Source organism: Reinekea sp. (assembly GCF_046710285.1).
In the GTDB taxonomy this organism is placed as follows: Bacteria; Pseudomonadota; Gammaproteobacteria; order Pseudomonadales; family Natronospirillaceae; genus Reinekea.
This window is the reverse complement of record NZ_JBKEGY010000008.1, coordinates 26,093-39,650: the sequence shown is the minus strand read 5'-3', so window position 1 is coordinate 39,650 and position 13,558 is coordinate 26,093. Positions and strand designations below refer to the sequence as shown.

General features: G+C 45.2%; 12 protein-coding genes. 4 read left to right on the top strand and 8 right to left on the bottom strand.

The annotated features are described in order from the left end of the window. Positions 1–49 precede the first annotated feature (49 nt). Both ACI882_RS07630 and glnE read right to left on the bottom strand, forming a co-directional pair. Positions 50–1,045, bottom strand: coding sequence for a branched-chain amino acid aminotransferase (locus ACI882_RS07630; protein ID WP_411742765.1), 996 nt, complete (start codon positions 1,043–1,045; stop codon positions 50–52). A 131-nt stretch (positions 1,046–1,176) separates the two neighbouring features. Continuing rightward, positions 1,177–3,990: a bifunctional [glutamate--ammonia ligase]-adenylyl-L-tyrosine phosphorylase/[glutamate--ammonia-ligase] adenylyltransferase gene (glnE, locus tag ACI882_RS07625; RefSeq protein ID WP_411742764.1), complete on the bottom strand. Its 2,814-nt coding sequence runs from the start codon at positions 3,988–3,990 to the stop codon at positions 1,177–1,179. A gap of 173 nt (positions 3,991–4,163) precedes the next feature. Here glnE and ACI882_RS07620 point away from each other — a divergent pair, with 173 nt between their 5' ends. The 4 genes from ACI882_RS07620 to ACI882_RS07605 are packed head-to-tail and all read left to right on the top strand — an operon-like array spanning position 4,164 to position 8,377. Continuing rightward, positions 4,164–5,363, top strand: a complete 1,200-nt coding sequence (locus ACI882_RS07620) for an ABC transporter substrate-binding protein (RefSeq protein ID WP_411742763.1) — start codon at positions 4,164–4,166, stop codon at positions 5,361–5,363. 13 nt (positions 5,364–5,376) lie between these two features. Then, on the top strand, positions 5,377–7,089 hold the full coding sequence (locus ACI882_RS07615) for an ABC transporter permease (protein ID WP_411742762.1): 1,713 nt from the start codon (positions 5,377–5,379) through the stop codon (positions 7,087–7,089). Positions 7,090–7,101: 12 nt separating this feature from the next. After that, complete coding sequence (locus tag ACI882_RS07610; RefSeq protein ID WP_411742761.1) at positions 7,102–7,740, top strand: ATP-binding cassette domain-containing protein; 639 nt, start codon at positions 7,102–7,104, stop codon at positions 7,738–7,740. Next, complete coding sequence (locus ACI882_RS07605) at positions 7,682–8,377, top strand: CDP-alcohol phosphatidyltransferase family protein (RefSeq protein WP_411748460.1); 696 nt, start codon at positions 7,682–7,684, stop codon at positions 8,375–8,377. The genes ACI882_RS07610 and ACI882_RS07605 overlap by 59 nt, the downstream gene beginning before the upstream one ends. Positions 8,378–8,540: 163 nt before the next feature. Here ACI882_RS07605 and ACI882_RS07600 read toward each other — a convergent pair whose 3' ends face one another. The 6 genes from ACI882_RS07600 to ACI882_RS07575 form a co-directional block, all read right to left on the bottom strand. After that, positions 8,541–9,581, bottom strand: a complete 1,041-nt coding sequence (locus ACI882_RS07600) for a GMP reductase (RefSeq protein WP_411744686.1) — start codon at positions 9,579–9,581, stop codon at positions 8,541–8,543. 138 nt (positions 9,582–9,719) lie between these two features. Continuing rightward, positions 9,720–9,974 (bottom strand): YfhL family 4Fe-4S dicluster ferredoxin, encoded by a 255-nt coding sequence (locus tag ACI882_RS07595; protein WP_411744685.1) that lies wholly within the window; start codon positions 9,972–9,974, stop codon positions 9,720–9,722. Between the two features lie 28 nt (positions 9,975–10,002). After that, a complete protein-coding gene (coaD, locus tag ACI882_RS07590) occupies positions 10,003–10,485 on the bottom strand; it encodes a pantetheine-phosphate adenylyltransferase (RefSeq protein ID WP_411744684.1) in 483 nt (160 codons plus the stop codon). Positions 10,486–10,542: 57 nt separating this feature from the next. Continuing rightward, positions 10,543–11,970, bottom strand: coding sequence for a coniferyl aldehyde dehydrogenase (locus tag ACI882_RS07585; RefSeq protein ID WP_411744683.1), 1,428 nt, complete (start codon positions 11,968–11,970; stop codon positions 10,543–10,545). 62 nt (positions 11,971–12,032) lie between these two features. After that, positions 12,033–12,626 carry a 16S rRNA (guanine(966)-N(2))-methyltransferase RsmD gene (gene rsmD / locus ACI882_RS07580; protein ID WP_411744682.1) on the bottom strand — a complete coding sequence of 198 codons (594 nt, stop codon included), beginning with the start codon at positions 12,624–12,626 and terminating at the stop codon, positions 12,033–12,035. Then, positions 12,604–13,500, bottom strand: a complete 897-nt coding sequence (locus tag ACI882_RS07575) for a hypothetical protein (protein WP_411744681.1) — start codon at positions 13,498–13,500, stop codon at positions 12,604–12,606. Before ACI882_RS07575 ends, rsmD begins: the two co-directional genes overlap by 23 nt. Positions 13,501–13,558: the final 58 nt, after the last annotated feature.

The window sequence follows — 13,558 nt, the reverse complement described above, 5'->3', positions numbered from 1 at the left end:
TAACATTAACGTACAGTGGAACCTGTACGTTAATGTGCCATAACTGCGACTAAATTTTAGTTAACCAGCCGTGCTTGTCTTCCGCTTTACCCCACTGAATATCATTCAATGCTTGGCGTAGCTTCTCAGTTGTAGGGCCTGCTTCACCAGTACCAACTGAATATTCTTTGTCCTTGTGGATCAAAGTACCCACTGGCGTTAATACCGCAGCAGTTCCCGACAAAGCAGCTTCAGTACCGGGTTTCGCCGCTCGCTCCAACAGCTCCTCAACGCTAAATTCACGTTCAGATACCGTCATACCCATATCGCGTGCCAGCGTTAAAATACTATCACGCGTTATGCCATGCAAAAATGAGCTATCTAGTGCCTTGGTTATAATCTCGTTACCGTCTATTAAGATAAAGTTCGCAGCGCCGGTTTCCTGAACATCGCCATTAGGGCAAAATAGAACTTGATCTGCATTGTACTTTTCACGTGCGGCTGAAATAGGCGATAACGCACTGGCGTAATTACCACCACTTTTCACCATACCCATGTGCGGGGCACAGCGCATACCGTCTTCTTCAAGCAATAACCGCAATGCCTTTGAACCACCAGCAAAGTAATCTCCCACTGGCGACAACAAAACATACAACATTGAACTCAGTGACGGTGCCGCCGCTTTACCAATCGCCGCTTCGGTGCCAATGTGGGTTGGGCGAATATACATAGACCCCGGAGGCGCTGGTGTTTCATCTGCGTATTTAGCGACAATGTCGGTAATCATTGAGGACAACAAGCTTTCATCTAGTTTAGGTAGACTCAAGATTCGTGAGCTTTGCGCCATACGCGCAATATTGGCGTCCATACGAAAGATTTTTACCGAACCATCTTCATGGCGAAAGGCTTTCAAGCCCTCAAAACAGGTGCTTGAATAATGAAGTACGTGCGCACCCGGATGAAACTCCAATTTATCGGCTGGAACTATTTTACTGTCGCTCCATTGATTATCAGAAAATGTTGCCAAGGTCATTTCCGGTATAAAAACAGTTCCAAATGCAGCCATATTAAAGTCTCTTATTAAATTCGGTCATTTTACCATTGTATGACAATTTCAACTTAAATCACTAGCACTTGCCACCTGCTTTGATCCGCAAAGATTGCAACTGTTCATTCCAATGTACACAACGATTATTCTTAGTCAGTTTGGCCCATCTGTTCTTGCCAGACTTTGCGCACTAAATTTGCGGCTTCGACAAAGGCTTCAGGTAGCTCGTTGACCTGCCGTTGCCGGTTTTCATTTTGTAAAATCGCATAATGAACTTCTTGCCTTAGCGCCAAATAAGCCTGCATCCAACTTTGCTGTGATTGCTCTGTTATCAGACCTTGTTGAGCCAACGACTCAATGCAGCGAACATTATCCGACCAAACCGCTAAAGCAGGGTGTTGCTCTGCATTCGCGAGCACCAAGTACTGCACCAAAAACTCTAAATCAACAATCCCGCCAAAGTCATGCTTAATATCGAACACGGCGGCATCTGGATCTGCCGATTTCGTCGATAGGTGTCCAGACATTTTGGCGCGCATCTCAATAATATCTTTTTTCAATGCAGCAGGGACTCGTGGCTGACATAGAATAGATTGACGAATTAAATCAAACTTATCTTTCAACTCTCGATCCCCAGCTATAAACCTTGCTCGGACTAGCGCTTGATGCTCCCATGTCCATGCATCACTGCGCTGATACTTCTCAAAACCCGCCAAGCCTGTCACTAATAATCCAGAGCTTCCTGACGGCCTTAACCGTGTATCGACTTCGTACAGTCTGCCAGACGGCGTTACGCTACTGAGAATATGTATAAGCTTTTGACCCAGGCGAGCCATAAATACCACGTTATCTACCACCACTGGGCCTTCGGTTTGCCCTTGAGTATCGGCATCGTGTAAAAAGACTAAATCTAGATCAGATTCGTAGGAAACTTCTAAACCGCCCATCTTGCCGTATGCAATGACACCGAATAGTGGCTCACTCCATTCACCATCTGCTTTTAAAGGACGCCCGTGTTTTGCTAGCATTTGCCGCCAAACAATCGCAAGCGCTTGCTCAACCACCACTTCCGCAACCCATGCTAAATAGTCAGAAATTTTCATGAGCGGTAATTGATTGGTCACTTCACAAGCGGCGGCACGCAATACTCGTCCATGGCGGAAGTGTCTTAATACTTCCATTTGCCGCTCAAGATCATCCTCAGGTACACGCAACATAAGCTGGTGTAGTTCATCTTGAAGCTCTGCTTGCCGTGGCAATTGATAAAAACTCTTTAAGTCGGTGAGTTCATCTAATAAGAACGGCTTTTCTTTAAATTGCTTTGCGACCCATAAACTTAAAGGCGCTAACTTCACTAATTCCTTAATAGCGTTTGGATTTTCTGAAAGTAATACAAAATAAGATGAACGGCGTAATACTGACTCTAATATGGGTCGAATGGCTAAGAATCGCTTCGCTCCATCCGAGAACTTAGTGAGCTCATGCCACAGCATTGGCATAAAGTTATCTAAATTAGATTTTGAATCTCCACTTAGCTTCATGACCGATGGATCACTTGCGAAGGCAAGCACTTCATCTGATAAACCTTCAGCTTTGGTTACGCCCTCAGGTCGGTTCTTGTTTAACCATGCACTAATGAGTGGACCTATTTCTGGCGACTGTAAGACCGGCTCCTCTTCTGCAATGAGATTGCTAAAATGCACATTCACCCGCTCACGGTGTTGTTCTAAAGCTACCAGTAAATCTGCTACGGAAGTTTGGTTCATATTGCTGGCTAAACGCTCTAGATCACCTTCGTCAACTGGCAGCATTTGAGTTTGCTCATCGCGCAGGGCTTGTATTTTATGTTCAAGGTCACGCAGAAAGTCGTAGGCCAGTATTAGCTCATCGACTACGTTCTCGGGCAGCAGCCCCAGCTCAGCTAATAATTTTAGCGCTGGCCAAGTGCCTCGTGTTTGCAGTGCTTCATCTTGCCCACCACGCACCAATTGAAAGACTTGAGCGATAAACTCTACTTCTCGAATGCCACCACGACCTAATTTAATATTGCGCTCTAAATTTTGCCGACGAACTTCTTGTTGTATTTTATCCTTTAATTCGCGTAAAGCCCCCACGGCTTGAAAATCAACATAACGGCGATAAACAAACGGGCTGAGCAATTGCTCCAATTCAAATTTGGAGTCGTTGGTGCCCGTCACAGCTCTTGCCTTGACCATCGCAAAACGTTCCCAAAACCGACCCTGCTGCTGATAGTAACTGTTTAGGGCTTTGAAGTTAGACGCTAACACGCCCGATTGCCCCCAGGGTCGCAATCGCATATCAACACGAAAGACGATGCCTTCTGCAGTTCTTGCGTCGAGCAGCTGAATAACCTTGCGCCCTACTCGGGTAAAGAATTGCTCATGAGACTTGCCTTTATCTGTCGTGGCTTCAGTTGGGTATGCAAAGATCAAGTCGATATCGGAAGAAAGGTTTAACTCTTGTGCGCCGTGCTTACCCATTGCAATAACATGCAACCGTTGCGGCTGCCCGGTAAATGGGCAAGGCGCGGGCACACCATTTTTTATTTGCCAGAACTGCTCACTCCAGCGCACGGCATAAGTCACGGCTGCGTCTGCTAAAGCGGACACTTGCGCAGCTGTTTCGCGCACGCTAGATAGATTCAGTGCATCGCGCGCGATCATTCGCGCCATATGACGGTTACGCCAAACGCGCAGGTCTTGCATCACCTGAGCTTCATTATCAACAGTCCAATGCATCGCTAAAGATTCAAGCTCTTTTACAACATCGACTTCAGTCAAGAAAAACGTAAATTGTTCTGGCCAATCAGTCTGTTTTTTCAACCACTCACAAAACCAAGGACTAGCAATAATCACTTGATCTAGCTGCGCTTTATTTTCAAATTGGCTATAGTTATCAAGGGCTTGGAAAGCCTCCAAGGCCTTTTTTAGTAATTTATCCATAATGAGGTCATTCCTTATTAGAAAGCCCGTCGGTACAATGACATAATGAGACAAGCCGATGTATTCACGGAACTTTTTAATTTACTCTGAGTCTGGTTATTCACGAACTGTTACTATCATTTGCGAGTTAGAACCAATTTGCAACGACTCTACATCAATTAAGGACGCTTTAAATGAGCATAACCCAATTAGCTCAGGTGGCAATGGCCACGGTGCTAGCTACCTCTAGTTACTTACATGCGCAATCTTGGACAGATATCGAACAAAAAGCCAAAGGGCAAACGGTCTATTTCCATGCATGGGGTGGCAGCGAAACCATCAATGATTATATCGATTGGGCCGCCACACAAGTTAAAGCTAGCCACAATGTCACCGTTAAACAAGTGCGTATAACAGATGCGGGCAATGTCGTTAGCCAAGTGTTAACCGAAAAAACCGCAGGTAAAAACCAAGATGGCGCGGTAGATTTAATTTGGATTAATGGCGAAAACTTTCGCTCAATGAAAGAAAACGGCTTATTGCTGGGTGCTTTCACGCAAAACCTACCAAACTATCAATATGTCGATACTGAAAATAAACCGACCACCTTGTTTGACTTCACTACCTCGGTCGACAACATGGAAGCACCTTGGGGCATGGCACAATTGGTGTTTATGTATGATTCTGAGCAACTATCAACGCCACCTAAAAGTATGCCTGAGTTACTGCAATACGCTGAAAACAATCCGGGCCGTGTGACTTACCCAGCACCACCGTCTTTTTACGGAACTACCTTTGTTAAGCAAGCCGTACTTGAACTAACCGCTACGCCAGAGGCAGTATATGCCCCGGTTACTTTGGCTGATTTTGATGAAGTAACGGCTCCACTTTGGGACTACTTAGATTCGCTGCACCCTCACATGTGGGGTCAAGGTAAAACATTCGCCTCAGGTGCACCACAAATGAAGCAGCTCCTCAACGATGGTGAGCTTGATATTTCACTTAGCTTTAATCCAAACGATGCCAGCAATGCCATCGCCACCGGCGAGCTACCAGAATCAATAAAGACCTATGTCCACAGCAAGGGCTCTATTGGCAACACCCACTTTGTAAGCATTCCTTTTAACTCAAGCAGCAGCGAAGGCGCTATGGTGTTTGCAAATTTTTTAATGTCTCCGAAAGCGCAAGCTCGTAAAGCAGATCCTGCTATATGGGGGGACCCTACGGTACTTGCTACCAGTAAGTTAACCGCTGAAGATAGCGCCTTATTTGCAGCACTGCCCTTGGGTGTTGCAACCCTTACCGATGCAGAATTAGGCGCGGTATTACGGGAGCCTCACACTAGCTGGGTAGATGCATTGGAAAAAGCTTGGTTAGCGCGATACGCCAACTGATCGAGCAGACAACGTGAAGCGTAATTTTTTGCTTGCGACAGCGCCATGGTTCATGGCCTGTCTTTTTCTAGGTCCCGTTGCCGTTGGTTTATTGGGGACCTGGTTACCGGCTGCCGGTTACTTTCCGGTTTTAGGGCAAAATAATTTTTCTTGGCAACCCGTACTCGACTTTTATCAACACCCTGGCATGGGAAGCGCATTCTCTTTATCTTTTTTCATAGGAATACTGTCTTCTATTTTTGCTTTGGCGATGGTTTTTATCGTTCTAATTGGCTTGTATCCATCAGCGCTGTTTAAAAAAGTGGAGCGGGCGCTCGCGCCGATTCTATCTATTCCACATGCCGCCTTTGCTATTGGCTTTGGCTTTCTCATTACACCGAGCGGCTGGATGTTTAGAGTCATTAATTCATTGACGGGTTATTTTGACCGGCCTCCAGTTATCACCACGCTACAAGATAGCGACGGTGTGAGTTTAATGATTGTATTGATGCTCAAGGAAGCGCCATTTCTACTTTTTATGGCACTCGCTACATTGCCTTCATTAAAAGTATCTAAAACGCTTTGGTTAGGAGCAAGCTTAGGTTACTCGCGTTTGTTTTCTTGGTTATGGTTGCTATTTCCTCAACTTTATCAACGCTTACGATTACCATTTTATTCTATCATTGCTTACTCTTTATCAGTGGTTGACTTATCCATTATTGCCGGCCCGACTGCACCGCCGACCGCAGCGGTTGTGATTACCCGTTTGTTTACCGATGCTGACTTATCTTATCGCTTAATTGGTGCCGTGGGCGCGAGTCATTTACTGGCACTATTGGTCGCCACTTTGTTATTGGTGCGTGTTTTTGAAAAAGTTCTAGCGCGTTTATGTTGCTACGTACTGTGGCGTGGCGTGCGTCATCGCCTACCCTCAAAACCGTTAACCTTTATTACGTGGGTTTTACTGATTGGTTTATCGGTAAGCTATATTTTATCTTTTACGGTCACAGCGCTATGGAGTGTTGCTCAACGCTGGCGTTACCCAGATTTATTACCTGAGGCAATTACATTCTCTTCATGGGGTCGGTCTTTTGATCGATTGTTGGACACGCTATTAACTACATTTGGGCTCGCCTCTGCTGCCGCCATTATTGCTGTTATTTTATGTATTGGTGCATTAGAAAATGAAGTAAGAATGCGTTATAAATACAATCGCAAAATAAATACTAGGCAACTGTTGTTATGGATATATATTCCGTTATTGGTTCCTCAGGTCGCCTTTTTATTTGGTTTTCAGGTTAGCTTAATTTATTTTGGTTTAGACAGTTCTTGGCTGGCTGTTTTATGGTCGCACTTAATATTTGTTATACCCTATGTTTTTTTAACGCTCAGTGAGCCGTATCGAAATTTCGATGACCGTTATATCTACATTGCTAAAACGCTTTCTAAGCGTCGCACTAAATCTTTTATGACCATAAAATTTGTCATGTTACTAAGACCTATTTTATATTCGTTTGCGATCGGTTTTTCAGTTTCGATTGCACAGTATTTGCCTACACTCTTTGTCGGCGCGGGTCACTTTGCGACCATTACTACCGAGGCAGTCGCGATGACCTCGGGCAGCAATCGAAGAATGATGGCGGTCATGGCCATGTGGCAACAATTACTGCCCTTTGCCATATTCAGTTTGGCCATTATTATCCCTGCACTGCGTTTTCGCCGTCACCGTTCCATGAGTCATCAATAGAGGCTATAAGGCATGTCATTTATTATTGATCAACTAACCGTCTGCTTACACGACAAACCGTTATTTGATGCCATAAACCTAACCGTAAACAATGGCGAAATTGCAGCTATTATGGGGCCAAGTGGTTCAGGTAAATCGACCCTACTGTCTGCAATTTCTGGCACGTTACCCGGTAATTTTCAAATTAACGGTGAAATATCGTTAAATGGCACGTCATTAAAAAACGTCGCTATAGAGCAGCGCGGTGTCGGTATTTTATTTCAAGACGATCTATTATTTCCCCATCTAAATGTGTTTGATAATTTGGCCTTCGGTCTACCCGCCAGGTTATCAAAAGCTGATAAACGAAAGCAGCTCTTGACTGCGTTAGCGGCATCCGGCCTTGAAGGCTTTGAAACCAGAGATGTAGCTACTTTATCAGGCGGGCAAAGAGCGCGCATTAGCTTGCTACGTACACTTTTGTCGAACCCGAAACTCATTTTACTCGACGAACCTTTTTCAAAACTTGATGCACAGTTAAGAGCACAGTTTCGTCAACGGGTATTTGATCAGATTAAAGCCTATAGCATTCCTGCTTTGTTGGTCACCCACGATGAACAAGACGTTCCTGCTGGCAGCAATACCTTTGTTCTGGAGAATGTCTATGCTTGATCGTTGGTCGCTCAAACACCTAAAACCTGGTTTAAAAGGAGTCGCAAAGCAACTGTCTCGAACTGGGCTTCGCGCTAATCATGTAACAGTGACGGGCTTTATGATTGGCATGCTGTGCGTACCTTTGCTCGCCTACGAGCAATACAGCTGGGCATTAGTGGCCCTGTTGCTGAATCGACTCGCAGATGGACTCGATGGCGAACTAGCGCGCTTGCAGGAACCAACAGATGTTGGTGCTTTTTTGGATATAGTTTTAGATTTTATTTTCTATTCAGCCATAGTCTTTGGCTTTGCACTCGCCAACCCTGAACAAAATTCCTTAGCAGCGAGTGCGTTAATTTTTTCTTTTATGGGTACCGGCTCTAGCTTCTTAGCGTTTGCCATTTTTGCAGAACGCCGACAACTATCATCGATGACTTACCCGAACAAAGGCTTTTACTATCTCAATGGCATTACAGAAGGCACCGAAACAATCGCAATATTCGTATTAATGTGCCTATTACCACAATACTTTATGCAACTAGCTTGGATGTTTGCAGGTTTGTGTGCACTTACCACTGCGATAAGGGTTCGCAGCGCTGTTTATTCTTTAAAGCAAAGCGAGCAGTGTAAAACCAAACCCACTGAAAGCTCGTGAACGGTGGCTACTGAGCCGAGGTGCTGTAAAACTAGGGACGCCGTGAACCCATCCATGGGGGCTCGTCATTGGCATCCATGCCAATGAACGCCCTATTTTTACAGCACCTCAGCCCCGCTTGTGACTTTGGGGGCAGCCCAATACAGTCTTTGTATTTAAACCGCTACTGAGTAAAAACTCGATTTTCTTGTTCTTGAACTCGAATAAAGGTGGTTCGTTTAGAAAGCTCTTTTAACGACGCTGCGCCAACGTAAGTGCAGGTAGAACGTACGCCACCTAAAATATCAGAAATGGTGTTTTCTAATGGCCCACGGTAAGGCACTTTTACGGTTTTTCCTTCACTGGCGCGGTAATTTGCGACACCGCCGTGATATTTGTTCATTGCTGTATCTGAGCTCATACCATAAAACAGCTTAAATTGTTTGCCGTCTTGCTCTACTAAATCACCTCCAGACTCATCGTGTCCGGCCAGCATTCCACCGAGCATGACAAAATCGGCGCCAGCACCGAACGCTTTCGACACATCTCCTGGGCTTGAACAGCCGCCATCTGAGATCACGTGACCATTCAGACCATGAGCCGCGTCGGCGCATTCTATTACTGCAGATACTTGAGGGTAGCCCACGCCGGTTTTAACGCGAGTGGTGCAAACTGAGCCTGGACCAATGCCAACTTTGACAATATCGGCACCTGAAATAATAAGCTCTTCAGCCATTTCACCGGTTACCACGTTACCCGCAACAATCACCACATTGGCATCATCGGCACGCACTCGGCGTAAAAATTCAACAAAATGCTCTGAATAGCCATTCGCCACATCTATACAGGCAAACATCAAACGCGAATCTAGCGCGAGAATATCCTTTAACTTAGTGAAGTCGGTATCAGAAGTACCCGTGCTGACCATTATGTAATTACATTGTTCATCGGTTAGCTCAGTTAAAAACTGCTGCCACTGCTCAACACTGTAATGCTTATGGACTGCCGTGAGCATTTTATGGTTGGCGAGGGTTTTGGCCGCGTCAAAGGTACCTACGGTATCCATATTTGCAGCAATAATGGGTACACCCGTCCATTTTTTATGGCTGTTACGAAAGGTATAGGTTCGATCTAGGGAAACTTGCGAGCGGCTTTTTAATGTCGACCGTTTAGGTCGAATCATCACATCTTTAAAGCCAAGTTTGATGTCATTTTCTACGTGCATAACTACTCCGGGTTTTGAATCTTTTGTTCAGGCCGGAGTAGGATGCTAACACGCAACTAACAGTAAGAGTATAGATATTTGACCACTTGGTTAGGCAATCGAGGTAGAACGAAGAAACCTACAAAAACACAATTTTAATTAGGCTGAAGCGGCCATAATTCGTTCGTATTTTTCTTGCAGCTGTTCTTTGTCTTCAACATGTTCAGGGTCATTAGGAATGCAGTCTACAGGACATACCTGCTGGCATTGAGGCTCATCGTAATGGCCAACACACTCTGTGCATAGGTTTGGATCTATCTCGTAGATTTCCTCACCTTCGGTAATTGCGCTATTTGGGCATTCCGGCTCACACACATCACAGTTAATGCATTCATCAGTGATAATAAGCGCCATGCGTTTAATCCTCTGGTTAAAATATCAATTAATTATTAAAACGCTCTTTTAAAGCCGCTTCAACAATTGGGTGGACCATTTTTGACACATCACCATTTAGATGGGCAATTTCACGGACAAAAGTCGAAGATATAAACGAATATTGCTCAGATGGCGTTAAAAATAGACTTTCTAAGTCTGGAGCTAAGACACGGTTCATGTTCGCTAATTGAAACTCGTATTCGAAGTCACTGACGACACGTAAACCACGTAGAATCACAGACGCATTTTTTTCGCGCGCAAACTCAACCAGTAAATTGCTGAACCCAGCGACTTCAACATTACCCATGCCTTCGGTGACTTGCTTCGCAAGCTCGACTCGCTTAGCTAAATCGAAGAGAGGTTTTTTACGTGGACTGTCTGCGACGGCCACAATAACTTTGTCGAAGTGGCGTAAACCACGTTCTATTAAATCCATATGACCACGGGTTATTGGGTCAAATGTACCAGGGTACACCACAATGCTCGACATTTTTTGGCTCCAGTTAAAAGCGCGCGCATATTAACGTATGCGAACGCTACAGACAAATTACCGACCAAATATTCTCATAATTGATGACATAAGCCAGCTTTTATAGGGTGGATAAACTAATTTTAAACTACTAAAGCGGCCTTTGCTGAGCACCGGTTTGGCTTTCGAAAAGGTTTGAAAGCCATATTCACCATGATAATGCCCCATGCCACTTGGCCCCACACCACCAAATGGTAGGTTATCCATTGCAACATGAATCATAGCTTCATTAAAGACCAGCGCGCCACTGTGTGTTTGTAGCTCAAAAACGGGCTTTAAAGAGGCATCATAACCAAACACATACAGAGCGAGTGGTCGTGGGCGAAGGTTGATGAATCTGACCGCTTCCGCCAATGTTTCATAACCAATAATGGGTAGTATCGGCCCAAAGATCTCATCTTGCATAACAGCGCAATCGAGTGGCACGTTAGTTAGCAAAATAGGCGGTAATTTTGCACCGTAATCTGCGAGGTCATCACTTTCTCCGGCAATATGTGCCTTAGCACCTTTCGCTACAGCTTCTTCAACATAGCCAACTAAACGCGCACGCTGTCGATCATTGATGATCGCCGTATAATCATTGTTATCACTGACCGTTGGGAATTGGCGTTTAGCTTCAACCATAAAATGCTGAACAAACTCTTCAATATCTTTCTTTGGGCAGAGTACGTAATCGGGCGCGACACAGGTTTGCCCTGCGTTGACACATTTAGGGAACACTAGCCGCGCAGCCGCTTCGCGAATGGGCATTGACGGGTCGATCACCACCGGGCTTTTACCACCCAACTCCAATGTGACCGGCGTTAAGTTTTGGCTCGCTGCACGCATAATATGCTTGCCTACGGCCGTCGAACCGGTAAACAACATGTGATCGAACGGTAATTCAGAAAAAGCTTGAGCAACACTGACATCCCCATTAACCACTCTTATTTCTGTTTCATCGAAGTATTCACCCACCAATCGCTCAAATAGAACACCAAAATTTGGTGTGAATTCAGAAACTTTAACTAAGGCAACATTTCCTGCCGCTAATGCGCTGGTCAACGGGCCTACCGTTAAAAATAAAGGGTAATTCCATGGCGCAATAATACCGATGACGCCCAATGGTTGATTGAGTACCTTGGCGGTTGCAGGCTGGAACAGTAAGTTAACGAACTTACGTTCAGGCTTCATCCATCGGCCTAATTTTTTCATGGTATCGTTAATCCCCATGATACTGGGTAATACTTCAGCCGATAGAGTGTCGTTACTCGCCCTAATAGTAAAATCGGCCGATATCGCCGCTATCAAGGCATCTTGGTTATCAAGAATGAGAGCTTTTAGTTTGAGCAAACGCTGCTTTCGCACCGCAACGCTTGGATAAGGCAAAGAGCCGTAGCCACGCCGAAGCACATTAAACTGTGTTTCTACAGCACCGAAAGAAGTATCTAAATTGGGCTCTGACATATCTAATTGCCTTATTGAATCAGTTTCATAAAAAATTCATTCTAACTCTAAATGACTATCGGTCAACTACCTATATTGACTTGCTGTAAGAGCCGAATTCTTAAATTCCCCGCTGTCTTATCTTTCACCGTGAGCCATGTTTCATCTAACTCAATGGCTTTGGTTTTAGGGCACTCTACGTAAACAAAGCCATACTCCGATAATAAAGACCGCTGCGCTATCATTTCCAGAGTTGTTTGCCAAAGGTCAAGCTCGAATGGAGGATCAACAAAAAACAGGTCGGCTGGCTCCGTCATGGTCGCCAAAAATGCACTGGCATTGGTTTTATGAACCGTGCCTGTGGTTTCTTTAAGTAAACCCAACGAGCTTTCAATTGACTTGGCGGCTGGCGTTGCCGGTTCAACAAACTGACAAGATGCCGCCCCGCGAGATAAAGACTCTAAGCCTAAAGCGCCAGTACCCGCAAAACAATCAACGACCAATTTGTCGTGCAGATCAAACTGCAGCCAATTGAATATTGTTTCTCGAATCCGATCCGGTGTTGGGCGCAAGCCTGGCAATGACGGGATTGGCAATTTCCGGCCTCTGTGCCTACCACCAATAATTCTTAATTGCGCATTGGTTTCAGCGGGCTTAGCGCGTTTTGACTTGCTCAAGGGCGAACTCCATCATTCGATTAACATCTTCAACCTTAACCGCTGCGAGCCGACTGGGTTGTTCTACAAAAAAACTGAAAGGCAATTCATATATCATTGCCGTCTGTAAATATTTATGTAATTGCAATTGTGAACGCTCTCGCACGGAGGCTGACTGTGAAAATGCCCGATGTACAGGCTCAAACTCTTCTTGCGTCACAGGGTAAAACGCATCTTCTGACAACGTACTGTTAAAGGTCACCTGGCTTTCAGAACGCCGGTGATCCCATGCCATTTGAATATTATAACCCGACAATCGTTGCTTTAAGATACTAACCGCCATCAAGAAGGCGAGCTGATCTGGAGAGCTCATGGCCGGTGACGCTAACCGTGCCAAACCTTTTCCGGCGGCAAAACTAATTGCCAAACCCTCGCCTTTTGGTGTTTGTAAGCGTTTCTGAATCAGCTCTACCCACTGTGATGAATAAGGACCCGACACTACTATGGCTTCGATGTCCGCGGGCACCCATTGCGCTATAAACTTCAACGACTCATCGAACGCGGCTTCATTTACCGGGTTTGTCACTGAAATAACAAACTTTCCACCTTGAAAATAACTAGCAAAGGCAGTGCTATTAGGTAGTGCAAGCGAAGTAGTTGGGATGGCGTTTAGGATGACACTCAGCTCAACAGATTTTGCCGTCCTTAGGTCTAACCAAGCTATTCCGCCTTGCTGCTCGACGGTTAATTCATCAAGAGACCAGAGGAGATCAGACCCGCTCACCTCGCCAACATGCTCGTTATCTGGCGTACCATCTAAGTTATTTAAAATTATGACCAGTGGAATGGTGACATAAATAATGATCCACAAGGTTCGACGCTGAAAGTGCAGCATTCTACTTATCCATTTTTTGGTGACTCTGTGCTAGCATACCGTCCCGTTTATCAAAGCA